Origin of the sequence: Massilia yuzhufengensis (assembly GCF_900112225.1) — a bacterium.
In the GTDB taxonomy this organism is placed as follows: Bacteria; Pseudomonadota; Gammaproteobacteria; order Burkholderiales; family Burkholderiaceae_D; genus Telluria; species Telluria yuzhufengensis.
On the sequence record NZ_FOLD01000001.1, the window covers coordinates 262,318 to 278,573 of the forward strand.

13 protein-coding genes are annotated in these 16,256 nt (G+C 63.1%); all 13 read right to left on the minus strand.

Translation table 11 applies throughout. The features are described from left to right. Positions 1 to 6: 6 nt before the first annotated feature. Genes BM031_RS01175 through BM031_RS01235 form a run of 13 tightly spaced genes read right to left on the minus strand, consistent with a single transcriptional unit; the run spans position 7 to position 16,256 of the window. Positions 7 to 945 carry a glycosyltransferase family 2 protein gene (locus BM031_RS01175; RefSeq protein ID WP_177207610.1) on the minus strand — a complete coding sequence of 313 codons (939 nt, stop codon included), beginning with the start codon at positions 943 to 945 and terminating at the stop codon, positions 7 to 9. Further along, complete coding sequence (locus tag BM031_RS01180; protein WP_091869983.1) at positions 942 to 2,417, minus strand: oligosaccharide flippase family protein; 1,476 nt, start codon at positions 2,415 to 2,417, stop codon at positions 942 to 944. The genes BM031_RS01175 and BM031_RS01180 overlap by 4 nt, the downstream gene beginning before the upstream one ends. 40 nt (positions 2,418 to 2,457) lie before the next feature. Next, on the minus strand, positions 2,458 to 3,573 hold the full coding sequence (locus BM031_RS01185) for a glycosyltransferase family 4 protein (protein WP_091869986.1): 1,116 nt from the start codon (positions 3,571 to 3,573) through the stop codon (positions 2,458 to 2,460). A gap of 30 nt (positions 3,574 to 3,603) precedes the next feature. After that, complete coding sequence (locus BM031_RS01190; protein WP_091869989.1) at positions 3,604 to 5,049, minus strand: GMC oxidoreductase; 1,446 nt, start codon at positions 5,047 to 5,049, stop codon at positions 3,604 to 3,606. After that, positions 5,046 to 6,080 (minus strand): NAD-dependent epimerase/dehydratase family protein, encoded by a 1,035-nt coding sequence (locus BM031_RS01195; RefSeq protein ID WP_177207611.1) that lies wholly within the window; start codon positions 6,078 to 6,080, stop codon positions 5,046 to 5,048. Before BM031_RS01195 ends, BM031_RS01190 begins: the two co-directional genes overlap by 4 nt. A 43-nt stretch (positions 6,081 to 6,123) precedes the next feature. Further along, the gene (locus tag BM031_RS01200; RefSeq protein ID WP_091869995.1) at positions 6,124 to 7,083 is read right to left on the minus strand and encodes a glycosyltransferase family 2 protein; all 960 of its coding nucleotides are present in this window, start codon (positions 7,081 to 7,083) and stop codon (positions 6,124 to 6,126) included. Continuing rightward, a complete protein-coding gene (locus tag BM031_RS01205) occupies positions 7,080 to 8,030 on the minus strand; it encodes a glycosyltransferase family 2 protein (RefSeq protein ID WP_177207612.1) in 951 nt (316 codons plus the stop codon). The genes BM031_RS01200 and BM031_RS01205 overlap by 4 nt, the downstream gene beginning before the upstream one ends. A gap of 5 nt (positions 8,031 to 8,035) precedes the next feature. Then, a complete protein-coding gene (locus BM031_RS01210; RefSeq protein ID WP_091870003.1) occupies positions 8,036 to 9,205 on the minus strand; it encodes a glycosyltransferase family 4 protein in 1,170 nt (389 codons plus the stop codon). After that, on the minus strand, positions 9,202 to 10,401 hold the full coding sequence (locus tag BM031_RS01215; protein ID WP_091870369.1) for a TIGR04063 family PEP-CTERM/XrtA system glycosyltransferase: 1,200 nt from the start codon (positions 10,399 to 10,401) through the stop codon (positions 9,202 to 9,204). The genes BM031_RS01210 and BM031_RS01215 overlap by 4 nt, the downstream gene beginning before the upstream one ends. 53 nt (positions 10,402 to 10,454) lie before the next feature. Further along, on the minus strand, positions 10,455 to 12,359 hold the full coding sequence (locus BM031_RS01220) for an XrtA/PEP-CTERM system amidotransferase (RefSeq protein WP_091870006.1): 1,905 nt from the start codon (positions 12,357 to 12,359) through the stop codon (positions 10,455 to 10,457). Continuing rightward, positions 12,347 to 13,528: a TIGR03088 family PEP-CTERM/XrtA system glycosyltransferase gene (locus BM031_RS01225; RefSeq protein WP_091870009.1), complete on the minus strand. Its 1,182-nt coding sequence runs from the start codon at positions 13,526 to 13,528 to the stop codon at positions 12,347 to 12,349. Before BM031_RS01225 ends, BM031_RS01220 begins: the two co-directional genes overlap by 13 nt. After that, a complete protein-coding gene (gene xrtA, locus BM031_RS01230) occupies positions 13,528 to 15,072 on the minus strand; it encodes an exosortase A (protein WP_229408356.1) in 1,545 nt (514 codons plus the stop codon). Before xrtA ends, BM031_RS01225 begins: the two co-directional genes overlap by 1 nt. Next, positions 15,063 to 16,256, minus strand: a complete 1,194-nt coding sequence (locus BM031_RS01235; RefSeq protein ID WP_091870012.1) for a TIGR03087 family PEP-CTERM/XrtA system glycosyltransferase — start codon at positions 16,254 to 16,256, stop codon at positions 15,063 to 15,065. The genes xrtA and BM031_RS01235 overlap by 10 nt, the downstream gene beginning before the upstream one ends.

Sequence of the window (16,256 nt, forward strand, 5' to 3'; positions counted from 1 at the left end):
GCCTGCCTAGATATCCAGGTAATGCGGCCCTTTGTTTCCGCACTGTCTTGCACTCGAGAAAATCTTACGAGTTTGCGCCAAGACACGAACCGTAGCCAGAACATAGGCGCATGCCGAACGCCAATCGTGATCAACAATCAGCCGTCCTAACGGGTGGATGATCCCGGATGATAGAAGGCGTGTAAATTTTCCGAATGTGGAACCTAATGGTAGCTTCATGTCGATCAGCAGGTCCGAGCGTGCCCGCTCCGACAGGTTCCAGATTTGCGTTGCCAAGCCGCTCTTAGGACGGGGTGAGCGTGCGCGCAAATGAACGATCTGGCTGGTCGGCACTAGCGCGAAACGCTGACCCATATGTTCAAAGCGGTTGATTAGGTCATCGTCTTCGCCATACATGAAAAACAGCGGATCGAATCCGCCGACTGTGAAAAAGGTACTAGTGCGGACAAACCACGCTGCGGCGTTGATGCCGCGTATGTCGTAGTGACTTTTGACTAATCCAAGACAGGCGTCTGATAAATAGGAGGGCGCATAACGTTGCAGATAACTCTTCTGAGTATTAGGGTCCAGCGTGTGAAGGTCAGGACTGCAGTGCAACGGAGTTGCAATCATGTAGTCTGGGTTGGCGTCCATAAATGTCGCAAGCTGCGCGATCGCGTTCGGTGTCACGAATGCATCTTGGTTCAACAGGAATATATAATCGGCCTTTTGTGCGATTGCCAAGCTGATCCCCACATTGTTGCCAATGCCAAAACCGGTATTGTCGGCTTGGGTGACCAAGATAGTTTCTGGGAATTCACGGCGAACGATCTCTGCAGTATCATCGAGCGAAGCGTTATCGATGACGACCGACGTGCATGGCATAGTGCTCGCACGCAAGGATGCGAGTGCCTGTCGAATCCATGGAGCCCCATTATAGGTGACGATAACAACGTAGATTTTCACGGGCGGGTCGCTTTCGTTAGCGCTAATGATGGAAATTTGTTACCCACAAGTATGACCAGCTCATCGAACAAGGTATGTTTGAGGAACCACAGCAGTAAAAGCCAGCTTGCGGTGGTCACGGCCACGCAGGCGAAAAACAGCGGATAGGGTAGGAGTCCTTCGGCAGGACGCACCGACCACGAAATTGCGGCAGCGGGCCCTAGGCTGAGTCCCGCCAAGGCGCTGTTCTGCATGACGGCCTTGACAAGCGCGGCGAAGTTGGTCGGCAGGCAGGCCTGCTTGAACGCGTAGAAATACGGTACGGCCAATGCGGCGATTATTGCGAACACAATCGCGTACGATATCAGGTCGCGATAGAAATACACCGCGGCGATGAGCGCTAGCGCCTTGATTGGCTGAATGATAAGGTCGGCCATCGAGACCAGGCGGGAATGGCCTGCAGCCAGCATCAGGGTAGGAATCAGGCTGTTCAAGGCTGAAAACGCGCCTGCTAGGCAGAACCAAGGTACAAGTTGCGCCGCGGCGTCCCATTGTGGACCGAACATCAGGTGCAACACTTCGAGCGAAAATAGCGCTACAAAACCATAAAAGGGCCAAGCAACACCGAGCACAGCCGACAGGCTGCTGGTGTGCTGGTGCTCGAGTGCGTGCCCTTCGCGGTGTAGGCGTGCAAATGCTGGATAGGCCACCGTGCGAATCGTGCCCATGATGTCGCGGTGGAACAGGTTCATGAGGCCTTGGGCACGACTGGCCACCGCCACTTGTGTGAAATTCAACACTTTGCCGACGACCAGGCTGTTGATGTCCATCGATACTGCGGTGACGATATTGGCCATCGTAACCGGGCCGCCGAAGCTGACCACGGCGCGCCAGTTGCGCAGATGGGGTCGCTGCAGGTAGTGTCTGCCCCCGGCCATCAGGGCTCCCGCCAAGATGACCAAGTTGCTGACCACCTCGCCCCATGCCAGGCTCCACGAGCCCATTCCCGCCCATGCCAGGCCAAGGGTGATCGAGGTCGAGCCGACGCCAGCGGCAATATTGATCCGCATTAGCACATTGAATTGCATTTCGCGCCGCATCACCGCGATGATAATCGAGCTGAACGGCATGATCAGGAAGTTGAGGGCGATAATGTGGACGATGTCGGTTAGCGCTTCCTGACGGTAGAACTGACCGACCAGCGGTGCGCCTAGGCCGACCACCAGAAAAAGGCCGCCGCCCAGCAGCAACGACAGGCCAAAGGCGACGGCAATGTCGTCGCGTTCCAACGTCTTGCGCTGGATCAAGTAGCTGACCAGGCCGAAATCCCGTATGACCTGGCAGATGCTGATCAAGGCCATCGACACCGAATACAGGCCGATCTCCTCGGGAGTCAGGAGCCGTGCGAGCAGGGTGAAGGAGAGCAGGTTGAGTGCCAGCAGCAGGTAGCGCTCCAGGAACACGAAGCCCAGGGATTTACGTACAGTCGTCATGGTTCAATGTGCTCGGTACAAACGTTCGTGGTGCATGGGATCACCGCCTTTTCGCAGCTCGCCTAACTGCGTCGTACACGCCGAAATGGCGTTCTACACTCTTTCTCCAAGAAAATTGACGTGCCCATAATACGCCCTCAGCGGCAATCTGCCCGCGCGCGCTCGGAGATAGCGCAAGAATCTCTTTCAATGCCGCCACCCAGGCGCCGAAGTCCTGGGTCTCAACTGGCCAGGTCAGCGGACCGACCAGGTCTACCAAGCTGCTGACCGGACTGAACAGGATCGGCGTACCCGCGGCCTGGGCTTCCACAGCAGGGAAGCCAAAACCTTCATACAGGGTCGGATAGATGGCGGCCAGGGCATTGCGGTACAGAGTGACCAATTCGCTGTCGTCGACGAAGGGCGCGAAGTGGACGCGATGGCGTAGCGTATCTTGTAGCACGGGCTTCGCGCCTCCTGAACCAAAACCGCAGGCGATCAGGTGAATGTCCTCGCGTCCGCAGGCAGCAAGCAAATTCAGGGCCCACGAGAAACGCTTGCGTTCCTGCGGACCGCCCAAGTAGAGCAGGTAGGGTGCGCCGCCGAGGCTGTCTTTCAGCACCTTCGGAAGCGGCACCTTCTTGTCCTCAAAAAAGTCATCTGAAATTCCATGGGGAATGACCGAGATGCGTTTTTCAAGGAAAGGCCAGCGTGCCGCAATATCGCGGCGCGACGATTCACTAATCGTGATGACGGCAGCGCAGTTACGGTAGGCATTGCCTTGTACTGCGTGAAAGTAAAAATGATCCATCTTACTGGGACGCTTTTCTTCCCATAAGACCGTGTCATGAATGGTGACGATGGTCGGTACCGGTTGCCACAGGGGTACGGTGTTCTCGGCGCAATGTACCAGGTCGAGACCAGCGCGCTTCCACCGCGACGGCAGGCCGACCTGCTCCCACAGGTACAGGCGATCGCCTGGATAGTCGAACACGTCGGTGGTGCCGATCAGGGAAGCCGGCACCCGGAAAGGCTTCGACGCGTCTTGAGCATAGGCGGTCCACTCGATCTGGTCTTCGCGTTGCGTGTTGTTCAGCAGTTCCTGAACATACCGTCCTGTACCACGTAGATGGTCTGCATTCAGGGTGCGCGCAACAATCCCAACGTTTAAAGTCATATATGCAGTTCCTGATGTTTGTCGCAGATGTTATAGGGAGTAATTTTCCGCGCGTGCGGACGGCTTCCAAGCACGTTGGCGCAAGTGATCGGCCAGCCGTAGCGCCAGGGCGCCGATCGTTAGCCCGGTGTTTGCGATACCGCTGGCAGGGATCACCGAACCATCGCAGACGTAAAGGTTGTCCAATCCATGCACGCGGCAATCGCTGTCGCAGACCCCGGTATCGGCACTGCCCGACATGCGTGCGGTGCCCGAGTGATGCGCTCCCGTCGCAAGTTCGGACAGCCAATCCGGGAACAGCTGGGCATTCCTAGAGATCGGCGCCAGTTGTTCCAGCACACTGTCGACGGCAGCTTTCAGGTCGTCCTGAAATGCTGGGGTCAGAATCCATCGACGGATGCGCCGCTCCTGTCCCGTCTGCGGATCCGTTTCGCCCCATATCGAGCAGTCCTCGGATGGTGGCATCTGAGCCATCATCAGCAGGGTATAGTTCTTGGTAGGCAAGCGGATCCCCAGCTTGAACGACAGGATATCCAGCACATCATCCCAATGGGAGAGAAGCTTCACATAGTTCAGCGGATTCCATGGATTGTGCCGCAAGCCGTGCAGGACGCTGTCGACACGGCTTCGTCGCTGGCTGCGATGGAAGTTAGCTGCGGGACGCAGCTGGAACGACACCTGGATTCCGTTCATGGTTACCACCAGCGGCAGCCGCAGATTTCCGCCTGTACCTGGGACGCTGTAGTTCCACAATTGGTAAAGCGGCGCGTTCAGCTGCACTTCCCCGACAAAGCCGACAGGGTGGTCCTCGTAATGGCAGCCGGCATGGCGCAATGCGCGCAGGTCCAGACTGCGCGCCAGTTTCTGCAGCAGGACCGGCGAACCCAAGCCGCCGGCAGCGAGCACGAATACGTCGCCGTGCACCTGCTGGACCTGATTGTCTCCTTGCACGCTCAAGCTAGTGATGCCTGACTCACCGTTGCACTGGAACGCAGTGACGTTGCCATGGATGACCTGTACACGCCCGTCGAGCTGATTGTTCTTCCAGACATTCATCGGCCAGCGCGGGTAATACAGTCCAGGCAGCTGACTGCTCGGCAGCCCGAAGGCCGCGTATTTCTTGCGCAGGACCTCGATTGTCTCGAGCACCCGATCGCGCACCACGCCGGACAACTGGAAGAAAGCTTGTCGGTAGTAGTCGGCCAGCTCTGCTTTTTTGATCGGCCAGTGCTGGTCAAAAATCTCCTCATCGATTTCGATCAGGCCATTGTGCCAAAGCTGGGTAGATCCGCCCAAGCCGGATCCAAAATGGGGATCGAGGCGAGCCGGCGCCGCGATATCGACAAGCGGGAAACGGTGGTCGACCACGGAAGCACCGCGTTCGATCACGACGACCTCATGCGTGTTCGCCAACGCGCTTGCCAGCATGCTGCCGCCGAGGCCCGCGCCGATAATGACTATCCTGGGACGCTTCATGCCGGCTTACCCTTTGAGTCAAACCATGCACGCGTCATTGCAGTTCCGGTAGAGAAATCAACTTGCGGCGACCAATCGAGTAATTGTTTCGCCTTGTCGTTGCTGAAGAAAATTGGGAAAGTCTCGCGCTCTACCCTGCCGAGCGGCGGGAACGAGGGTGGGGGAGGTGGCGACGCCAGACTGCGTTTTAGCTTGGCCACAATGCGTCCCAGCACCGTTTTGCTTGGCGCAGGACGTTGCTCGGCCCAGTAGCGGATTGCTTCCAACGAGGAGAGGTTGATCAGTTCTGCATGTGGCGCCCCCAGGCTCGCGAAGGCCTGAATAAACTCTCCCCAAGAAATGCTTTCTTCTCCATTGATGAACATGGCCTCGCCCACTGCTTTTTCGCTTGTCAGCGCTGCGTCGATAGCGCGGCACAAATCGTCGATATAGACGGCGTTACATATCCCGGAGCCATGGTCAAACATGGAGACGACGCCCGTGCGCGCTTCTTCCGCCACCTGCAGCACGAAATGGCTGCCGGGACCGTACACAATCGTCGGACGTAGGATTGTCGCTTCCAGCTCGCCCTTTGCATGGGCTTGCTGCACCATTTCCTCCTGCTCGGCCTTGGAGTCAGAGTAATCGTGGTCGTACCGTCCAATGGTGGCCGTTTCTTCACGCGTGGCTTCCGGACCCGGCCGTGGGCCATGAACCGACATGGTACTGATATGGATGAAGCGCCGCGCGCCACTGTCGCGCGCGCACTGCAGCAGGTTGCGGGTGGCCTGCGGTCCATTGCCGCCATGGGCTAGATGGATGATGGCATCGCAGCCTTCCAGGGCCTGCCTGACATGGCGGGGGTCGAGCAGGTCGCCAACCGCCAGCTGGGGCCAGCGCGCTCGCAGGCTGGTGGCTTGTCTTGCCTGGCGTACAAGCGGCACATACTGCTGTTGTCTCTGCTCGTCAAAATACGCGCACAGGGCGGTGCCGACGAAGCCGGTGGCGCCGGTGACTAGGCATCGATCTGGCCGTATTTGTTTCGAATTCATCCAGTTTTCTGCGCGTTGCGGTGTTATGGGAGTCGTGCCGGCGTTAATAAACATTCTTCTTTTTTTGCGAGTAATGCTCTACCCACTGCGGGTAGCTTTCGGGCCATAGTTTTGCATACCAGCGGCTGGAAATCGTCCCTAGTGCCCGCCAGATGCGCAATTGGCGCGAAAAGGCACGGTTGGCCGGACGCAGCAGCATATCACTTGGCCAAGCTAGGGCATCCATGGCCAACCGGGTGAATATCCAGCGTGGGGCGCCCAGGAACAAGCGCGTATTCGGCGCATCTTCGTCACTCGAGGAAATACCGGCCTTGAACGACCAGCGTCGGAAGTAGCGCCGGGTTAGCATCGCTCGGTCCACCGGTGCGTACACCACCAGGTCTGGAGCGTAGGCCAGCTTGATGCCCTGCTTCGCGCAACGGATCCCGAATTCGTAATCCATGTGCCTGAAATGCCGTTCCGAAAACAGTCCCGCGCTGTCGAACACGCTGCGCCGCGCGACCAGATTGGCGCCTGCCGGCGCATACCCAGGTGGAGGCGGCTGGAGTTTCGACGGGCCCAGGTCGACCGCACCGAGGATGGCATGCATATCTTGGTCGTACCACCGCGGTGGACCGCCTTCCGGCCACTCCAGCAGGGTACGGCCACCGGCCAGCTCGACGTGGGGATCGGTGAAGACCGCCTGGAGTGCATCGATCCAGCCAGCGGGGAACAGGATGTCATCGTCGGTAAAGGCTAGCAGTTCAGCCTGGCATGCACGGATTCCGGCATTGAGCGCGAACTGCTTGCCCTGGCGCCCTTCGAACACGTAGCGCAAGCGTCCAGGGTGCCAGGCGGATGCAAGTTCCTCGACGGTGGCGCGGGTGGCGTCGCTCGAGTTGTTATCGACCACGATCACTTCTACTACGGCGTCATTGGCTGCCTGTTGCCGGAGCGACTGGAGCGTGGCGCGCAGAGAATCGGCGCGGTTCCAGGTGCAGATAATGATGGCAATTGTTTTCATCGGCCCATCCTCGTTCCGGCCAGAGAGCGCGCATAGGACTTGATCAGTACCTTCCACCCGGGCAAGTGGCGCAGATCCGTCCGCAGCGCGGCCCAGCCGGCGCGGCGTGCGGTGGCCAGGCTACCGCGGTCTAGGTGGGCACCAGCGTAATCGCTCCAGCTCTTGGCCAGCAGACGCCTGACTTCACCACGGTCGGCTTCGCAGCCGTCTGGCGAGTACATGCCCCAGTTGGCCAGTGCGCGTCCGATCACGATCGCCCGATAGTTTGCCGTCGGCAGAGAGTGGGTGATGCTGGACGGATGCGTGCGGTACAGCGCGTACGGGCGCGCCACCCGGTGGATTGGCGTGACGCGCGATGCGCGCAGCCACAGGTCATAGTCTTCGCCGACCCGCAGGCCCGGATCGAAACCGCCGATTTCCTGGAACAGGGAACGTTGTGCCACTACGGTCGAAGTCCATACCACGCAGTCCAGCAGGAGTTCGGTGTAGATCCAGCCTGAGGGGCCGCTCCAGCGTGCGGTTTCGCCAGCTTGGGCAAGCAGCTGCTCCACGTAGACGGCCCCGGGTTCAGGGTCCTGACAGGGCCACACCTTCCAGGCGGTGTAACTCATGCGGCAGCCTTCGATTGCGGCCATCTGTTCGAACTGGGCCCGAAGCTTGCCCGGCAGCCAGATGTCATCGGCGTCGATGAAGGCTACCCAAGTACCGCGTGCGAGCGCGATGCCGTGATTGCGAGCCGCTGCGACACCGGCATTGGCCTGCTGGACCAGCCGCACCTGCGGGAACTGCGCACGCACCAGCGCAACCGAGCCGTCGGACGAACCGTCGTCGACGACGATTAATTCCATGCCATCAATGTCCTGTGCAAGCACCGAACGGATGGTCGCCGCGATATACGCTTCAGCGTTGTAGCAGGGGATCACTACGGAAATCAATACATTGTTCACTACGCTCACCTTTGCATGATCCGGCTGAACAAGCGCAGCTGGCCATCGGTCGTGGCCTCCCAGCTGAAGCCTTCGGCGTAGCGTCGCGTCGCGGCGCGGTCGATCCCGCCGGCGCGCAACAGCCGCACGCCATCGGCCACGCCACGCGCGCTGCGTTCCTCCATCAAGATGCCGGCCGCATCGCTTGCCACGACTTCGGGGGTGCCCCACACGCGGCTTGCCACGACCGGCGTGCCGCAGGCCATGGCTTCCAGCAGCACATTGGCCCAGCCTTCGCGGCTCGATGCCAGCACCAGTACATCAGCGGCGTTGTAGTAGTCAGCCAGTTCCGGCTGCGAGACGACGCCCAGGAAGCGTACCCGCTGTTCCACACCAAGCTCGCGCGCCAGCGACTCGAGGCGCGGACGTTCTGGTCCGTCGCCAGCGATCATCAGGGTAGCGTCCGGCAGGAGCGGCAGCGCGCCCACGACCAGGTCGTGGCCCTTGAGAGGCACCAGGTGTCCGACCGAGAGCAAGGTAAAGCCTTCCAGTGCAAGCCGGGCACGGATCGGTTCGCGGTCGGCCGGACGGAAATGCTCCAGGTCGACCCCATTTCGCAGCGGGGTAATGCGCGCAGGGTCGGCGCCCAGCACCCCCAGCTCCGTCTTGAGCGCATCGCACACCGTGATCACATGGGCGGCATTGGCTGCGGCCCATTGGATCAGCCGGCGCGGTACCGGATGCCGTGGGATCAGGCTGATGTCGGAGCCACGCGCCGTGATCACCACGGGCTTGTTGAAGTAGCGGCCAAGCTGCACCGCTGCCACGCCATCAGGATAGAAATAATGCGCGTCGATCAGGTCGAAATCATGGCCTTCGTCAATCAGCCGGGCGAGCGCGCCCCGCGCGCCCTGGGCCAGCATGGCGGGGGCCAGGTTCATCCCGACCTTGGGTACGACCGGGTAGCGCGGGTGCACAACGTCCAGGCCATGGCGGTTTTCGGTCGCCGGCACCCGCGCAAAATCGCCATAGCGTCCGAAGCGCTGGTGTCGGAACGGGAACCATGGCACCGGCGCCACCACACGGCTGCTTACCGCGCCGCTGGCCACCAGGTGGCGCAAACGCGTCTCCACGAAAATACCGTGGCTTGGCCGCACCTGGTTCGGAAACAGGGTAGTAAAGGTAACAATTTTCATGCTGTTGAAAGCTTCGCGTAAACGGCCCGGTAGCGCGCCACGCTGGCGGCCCAGTTGCGTTCACGCTCGACAAAGGCGCGGCTGTCGCGGCGCAGGGCCAGCCAGCGTTCGGGCGCCGCGAGCAGGGCCAGTACCTTGCGCCCAAGGTCGCGCGCGTCGTCGGCGGCGAACAGCACTCCGGTCTTGCCGTCCTCAATCAGTTCGTGGTGCCCGCCGACGTCGGAGGCCGCCAGCACCCGGCCCTGGGCCATCGCCTCCAGCGGCTTGAGCGGGGTGACCAGGTCGGTCAGGCGCATCTTCAGGCGCGGGTAGACCAGCACGTCGACCAGGTTGTAGTAGCGCTGCACCTGGTCGTGCGGCACCCGGCCGGTGAACAGCACCTGGCCCGCTACGCCCAGGCGCTCGGCCTGTTGTTTCAGCGCCTCATCCTGGGGGCCGCCGCCGACCAGCAGCACGCGGATGTCCGGATCGGACGCCAGCATCCCAGGCAGGGCGTCGAGCAGCACGTTCAGGCCTTCGTAGGCATAGAACGAGCCGATGAAGCCCAGCACGCGCTTGCCCTGCAGGCCAAGCTGGTCCGCCAGCCCTTCGTCGCGCGCGCCGTCGACGTTGAAGTCGTCGATGTTGACCGCGTTCGGGATGACCGTGACCTTGGAGGCCGGGATGCCGCGCGCCACGATATCGCTGCGCAGGCCTTCGCAAATCGTGGTGACCGCGTTCACGCGCCGCAGTGCATGGGTCTCGAGCGCGCGCGTGATGCGGTAGCGCAGGCCCCATTCGCGGCTGGTGCCATGGTCGACCGCGGCGTCTTCCCAGAATGCGCGCACTTCGTAGACAACCGGGATGCCGAGCTTGCGGCCAACGCGCAGCGCGGCGATCGCATTGAGCGCCGGCGAGTGTGCGTGCAAGACGTCCGGCTTCACTTCGCGCGCCACCTCGAGCAGGCGCGCGGCCAGCGCATTGATCACGTCGAGCTGGTTGAGGACCGGCAGGCGCGCCAGCGGGCCGGGCGAGCTGCGGTGGAACGTGAGGCCGTCGACGGTCTCGGCGGCGGCGGGGGACGGACCCTGTTTCGGGCCGGTGACATGGAAGGTTTCCCAGCCCAGCGCGCGCTGCTGCTGCAGGATCGCGCGCGTGCGGAAGGTGTAGCCGCTGTGCAGGGGAATCGAGTGGTCGAGCACGTGCAGCACGCGCAGTGCGCGCTTGCTGCCGGCCGCGGCCTGGACGCTCGGGTGGGCGAGCGGCTGGTTCATGCTCCCGCTCCTTCCAGTTCCTTGCGCAGGAAGGCTTCGAACATTAGCACGGTCCAGATCGGGGCGCTGTAGTCGCGCCGGCCGGATTCGTGCTGCTCGACCAGCTCGCGCAGGAAGGCGACGTTGAAGATGCCGGTTTCGGCCAGGTCGCGGCCGAGCAGCGAGTCGCGCACGCGCTGGCGCAGCGGACCGCGGAACCAGGCCGCCAGCGGCACCGCGAAACCCTGTTTCTTGCGGTACAGGATGTCGTGCGGCAGGTGGCGCTCCATGCTCTTCTTGAAGATGTACTTGCCTTCGCCGTCCTTGAGTTTAAGCGACGAGGACAGGCCCGAGATCCACTCGACCAGCTTGTGGTCCAGCAGCGGCACCCGCACTTCGAGCGCGTGGGCCATGCTGGCGCGGTCGACCTTGGTCAGGATGTCGCCTGGCAGGTAGGTCTTCATGTCGAGGTACTGGATCAGCGACAGCGGATCGTCGGTCGGCGCACGGGCGGCGTGGCCGCGCATGACCTCGAGTGCGCTGTAGCCTTGCAGGCGGCCGCGGAAACTATCGGAGAACAGGCGTTCGCGCATGGCGTCGGACATGATCGAGACGCCGTGGAAGTAGCCTTCGACCAGATCGCGCGCCAGCGATTCGAAGGTGGTCTTGGCGCGGAATACGCGCGGCGCCCAATCGGCTTTTGGGTAGTACTTGCCGAGCGGACCGAAGACCGAGCGGCGCAGCGCCGGCGGGATCCGCGAGCGCACCGCGTCTTCCGCCATGGTCAGGCGGTAGCGGCGGTAGCCGGCCAGGTTCTCGTCGCCGCCATCGCCCGACAGCGCCACGGTGACGCGCTTCCTGGCCAGCTGGCACACGCGGTAGGTCGGGATTGCCGAACTGTCGGCATACGGCTCGTCGTACAGGCCGGCGAGGGTGTCGAGCAGGGCGTAGTCGTCGGTGTCGACGGTTTCCACGTGGTGATTGGTGTTGTACTGGCGCGCCACGGTGGCCGCGTATTCGGATTCGTCGAAAGCCTTGTCCTTGAAGGCGATCGAGCAGGTGTTGACCGGTTCGCTGCCCAGCCCTGCCATCATCGCCACCACCGCGCTCGAGTCAACCCCGCCGGAGAGGAAGGCGCCCAGCGGTACATCGGCCTTGAGCTGGCTCTGCACGGCTTCGCGCACCCGCACCGCCAGTTCGCCTGCGGCGTCCTGCTCGGTCATCTTCTCGTGCAGCTTGAAGGGCACGTCCCACCATTGTTTCGGCGCGGGGATCGGCTGGCCGATTCGCACCGTGAGGCAGTAGCCCGGCGCCAGCTTGCGCGCGCCGCCATAGATGGTTTTCGGTTCCGGCACGTAGCCGTAGGCGAAATAATCCTCGACCGCGGTCGGATCGATCTCGCGCGACAGGCCCGGGTGGGCGCGCAGCGACTTGAGTTCGGAGCCGAAGATGAACATCCCGTCGGGCAGCACGGCGTAGAAGAAGGGCTTGACGCCCATGTGGTCGCGCGCCATGAACATGACTTGCTGCTTGCGGTCCCAGACGGCAATCGCGAACATGCCGCGCAGGCGGTGCACGCAGGCTTCGCCCCAGGCTTCCCAGGCGTGCAGCACGGCTTCGGTGTCGCTGTTGGTGCGGAACGCGAAGCCCAGGCCTTCCAGCTCGGCGGTCAGCTCGCGGTAGTTGTAGATCTCGCCGTTGAACACGACGCCGACGTCGCCGGCGGCGTTGAACATCGGCTGCTGTCCGCTGGCCAGGTCGATCACCGACAGGCGGCGGTGGCCGAAGCCCACCCCCGGTTCGGTGTAGATGTCACCCTCGTCGGGGCCGCGGTGATGCTGGGTCTCGTTCATTCGCGACAGCAGGGCGGGGTCGATCGCGCGCTGTCCGCGGGTATCGAAAATGCCGACTATTCCACACATGATGTGATGCTCTTCCTGAAAATGGTTTTACGTTCGCACAGGCTGTCGTAGAGGGCCTGGTAGCCAGCGACCATGGCCGGCATCGAATAATGGGTCTGTACGCGCGCGCGCCCGGCGGCGCCGTGGACGGCGCGCAGGCTAGGGTCCTGCACGTAGCGGGCCAGCGCGGCGGCCATGGCATTGGCGTCGCGCGGCGCCACCAGCAGCCCGGTGACGCCGTCGGCGATGACTTCAGGTACGCCGCCGACGCGGGTGCCGACCGCGGGCAGGGCGGTCGCCATCGCTTCGAGCACACTGCCGGGCGTGCCCTCGGCGATCGACGAGATTGCGTAGACGTCGAAGCTGCGCAGGATGTCGGATACGTCGTTGCGGGCGCCGGGCAGCCATACCAGGCCGTCCAGTGCGAGCGCAGCGACCCGCTCGCGCAGCGCCGGCAGCAGCGGACCGTCGCCGACGATCGCCAGGCGCAGCTGTGCCGCTTGTTGCGGAAGGCGCGCGCGCAGCAGCGCGAAGGCTTCGAGCAGGGTAGCGTGGTCCTTGACGTCCTGGACCCGGCCGACCGTGCCGATCACGATAAGGCCGGGACCGAATCCGAAGTCGGGGCGGACTTCGCCGCTGGCCAGCGGATGGAAACGCTCGGCGTCGATGCCGTTGGAGAGCAGCCGGCTCTTGCGTTCCGGTACCCCGATCACCTGGCGGTTCCAGGCCACCATGTCGGCCGAATTGGCGTAACAGCAGTCGTAGAACGGCAGCATCAGGCGGCGCAGCAGCCGGTGTTTCGGGTTGCGGCCCTCCGGATCGGACGCGTCGCGGCCGTGCAGGCCGTTGATGCGGACCGGGACGCCAGCCAGCAGCGCGGCCGGCGCGTATTCGACCGCGTTCAGGTTATAACTGTGCAGGATCGCCGGACGCAGGCGGCGCAGCAGCTTGAATAATGCGGCATGGGTCGCCAGAGACAGGCCGGGCTGCTTGTCCAGTGCGTACAGCTCGACGCCGGGCTTGCTGATGCGGCGCGCGAAGTCGGTGTGCCCGGTCAGGCAGATCACGGCGTGGCGGTAGGCGCCCGCCGGCATGCGGTTGATGCGCTCGACGAGCAGGTTTTCCAGCCCGCCGAAGTCGAGCCGGTAAATCAGGTGCGCCACCAGCGGTGCGCTGCCGGGACGGGACATCAGTGCCCCTTGGAAACCGCCAGCGCGGTGTCGATTGCGGCATGGTTGGCGTCCAGGAAGGCCCGCAGTGCGGCGCGGGCATCGTCCCTGCCACTTGCCAGTGGAGTGGTCATGATCAGCGCGGCGCCGTCGCCGGCGCGCAGCATCAGGCGCTCGCGCGCCTGCATTGCCTTGCCCACGTAGGCATTGGTTGTTTCGTGCGCCCCGATGCGCAGCCAGTGCCAGGCCAGCAGCTCCCCATCTGGCCCTGCCATCCTCGTCTCGAGCAGGGTAATCGCGCGCCCACCGAAACGCTCCTCGCGACGCTCGGTGCCAACTTCGTGGTAATCATTATGTTCGCCTGCCAGGCGGTTCACTGAACTGATCAGCGGCTTCCCGGTATTGTCATTGCGGTAGTAGAGGATCGACAGTGCGACCGGCGCGCCGCCGGCGGAGACGGTCTTGTCCAGGCGTGCATCTGGCTCGTAGTAGTCTGGCCGCCAGCTCGTGAATGTCCGGGCATCCTGCCAGGCCAGACTGACCGGGGCCAGCTTTGATGGCTGAGGCAAGGCGGTCAGGCGGCCATTCAGTGCAGCCAGTGCCGGCCACAGCGCGACCACGGCGATGAAGGCGATGCTCGCGCGCGCGAAAGCGGCGAGCGGCGCGTGCCGCGGCGCGGCTGCCGGAGTCGCAGCCGCCAGTGGCGTAGCCTCATCCTCCTGCCACAAGCGACCGATCCAGAACATCAGGAACATGACCAAACCGAAGAACACCCAGCCATAAATGATATGGTCGACGCCGGTCGCCAGGCGCATGCTGGAGAGGTGTCCGATCATCACGATCATGTAGGCGCGCAGCCAGTTTGCAACGATCGGCACCACGATGGACAGGCCGATGAAGAGCGCGCGGCGCCACCACTTCTGGTAGCTCAGGTAGGCATACAGGCAGCCCAGGGTGATCGACGAGATCAGGTAGCGCAGGCCGCTGCAGGCCTCGACAACCGACCAGTGGCCGCTGGGGATCTCGAACGTGGTGCCGTTGCGCAGCACCGGAATGCCGGTCAGCTGCAAGGCAGCGACCGTGAAGTCGGCGGTCAGCTCGATCAGCGGGGCGACGAACACTTCGCCGAACGGCACCGCGAACAGCAGGAACAAGAGCGGGAAGGTGAGGGCGCCGGCGAAGCTGCGGCCGCAGACCGCGAGCACGGCCAAGGGAAACATCACCACCAGGGCGTACTGGCGCACCACCTGGACTTCGCCGAGCGTGGCCACCAGCCACCCAAGGCCGGCCAGCGCCGTCAGCACCAGCGCAGGCCACCACGGTTCCAGCGGAAGCGTTCGCAGCACGTCGCGCTTGCGCCATGCCAGCCACAGGCTGATCGGCGCCACCACGTAGCCATGGGCGAAGGTTTCGGAACTGTTCCACAGCGAGACGATCGATGCGGCGGTACCGAAGTAGAAAGCGAGCGGGGCCAGCAGCGCCAGCACGATCACTATGTGGATACGGCGGGTGGCGCTGTGCGCATCGGACGGGATGGCCAGGCCGGGCGGAGGAATTAGTTGCACTCTAAACTCGCTTCGATATTGGCCAGGTTGCTTGGCCAGCTGTAATATTGTTCGACCCGTTCACGCGCTCGGTTGCGCAAGCCAGGGTTGTCTTCTCCCAGCACCTGCAGCACCGCCGCCGCAAACGCTTCGGCGCCGTCGGCCAGCAGCAGGTCGGCGCCAGGTTCCGCCTTGACCCCTTCCAGGGCATCGGAGGTAACCACTACCGGCAGCGCCATGGCCATCGCTTCGAGTACCTTGTTCTGGATGCCGCGCGCGACCCTCAGCGGCGCCACCGATACGGCGGCATGGGCCAGGTAGGGGCGCACGTCCGGCACCGTACCGGTCACCACCACGCCCGGCTGGCGCCCCAGCGCCTGCACCGCCGGCGTCGGACGCGCGCCGACGATATAGAAACGCAGCGCGGGCAGGCGCTCGCGCAGGCGCGGGAAAATATCGCTGGTAAACCACTCGACCGCGTCGACATTGGGCCAGTAGTCCATCGCCCCGGTGAACACGACGACGCGTTCGCCGACTGCGAACGGGCTGGCGCAGGCATGCGCGGGAGAGAAGTAGTCGGTATCGACGCCGTTGTTGAAATGGCCGATCTTGGCGTCGCTTTCGGGCGCCAGCTCGCGGAACAGCTGCGCTTCCGGCTCGGTGGCAAACAGCGCCGAGTCGCAGGCGCGTGCCACTTCACGTTCGTAGTCGAGCAGGGTGCGCGCCTCGCGCCGGTACAGCCAGCTCATCGGCCATGGCTTCTGGTCCGCATACATGCGCCATTTATCGGAATCGACGTCGCAGAAGTCGATCACGCGGCGCGCATGCGCGTAGGGCATGGCGTATTGCGCCATCGGCGACGAGAACACGACCACGCGGTCGATCTTGTGCTCGCTCATGGTGCGCGCAACCCAGTCCTGCATGCCGGCGTCGCGGTAGTAGTCGAAGGACAGCGCGCGCCCGGACAGCAACGCGCCCAGGCTGCGCAGGCGCGCCAGTTTCGGGTCGAGCTTCGCAATATGGCTGCTGGTGCACCAGTCGCGCACTTTTTCCACATACTGCCAGTCGTCCGGGGAATCCACGAAGGTGCCCAGGTGGACCCGGTAGCGCGCCGCCAGGTGGCGCAGCAGGTGGTAGGAGCGGATCTTGTCGCCCTTGTTGGGCGGATACGGGATCCGATGCACCAGAAGCAGCAGGTTTTCCAT

Coding starts and splice junctions, on each gene's coding strand:
- BM031_RS01180 (WP_091869983.1), bottom strand. CDS start 2,417: ATGACGACTGTACGTAAATCCCTGGGCTTCGTGTTCCTGGAGCGCTAC.
- BM031_RS01185 (WP_091869986.1), bottom strand. CDS start 3,573: ATGACTTTAAACGTTGGGATTGTTGCGCGCACCCTGAATGCAGACCAT.
- BM031_RS01190 (WP_091869989.1), bottom strand. CDS start 5,049: ATGAAGCGTCCCAGGATAGTCATTATCGGCGCGGGCCTCGGCGGCAGC.
- BM031_RS01195 (WP_177207611.1), bottom strand. CDS start 6,080: ATGAATTCGAAACAAATACGGCCAGATCGATGCCTAGTCACCGGCGCC.
- BM031_RS01200 (WP_091869995.1), bottom strand. CDS start 7,083: ATGAAAACAATTGCCATCATTATCTGCACCTGGAACCGCGCCGATTCT.
- BM031_RS01210 (WP_091870003.1), bottom strand. CDS start 9,205: ATGAAAATTGTTACCTTTACTACCCTGTTTCCGAACCAGGTGCGGCCA.
- BM031_RS01220 (WP_091870006.1), bottom strand. CDS start 12,359: ATGTGTGGAATAGTCGGCATTTTCGATACCCGCGGACAGCGCGCGATC.
- BM031_RS01225 (WP_091870009.1), bottom strand. CDS start 13,528: ATGTCCCGTCCCGGCAGCGCACCGCTGGTGGCGCACCTGATTTACCGG.
- BM031_RS01235 (WP_091870012.1), bottom strand. CDS start 16,256: ATGGAAAACCTGCTGCTTCTGGTGCATCGGATCCCGTATCCGCCCAAC.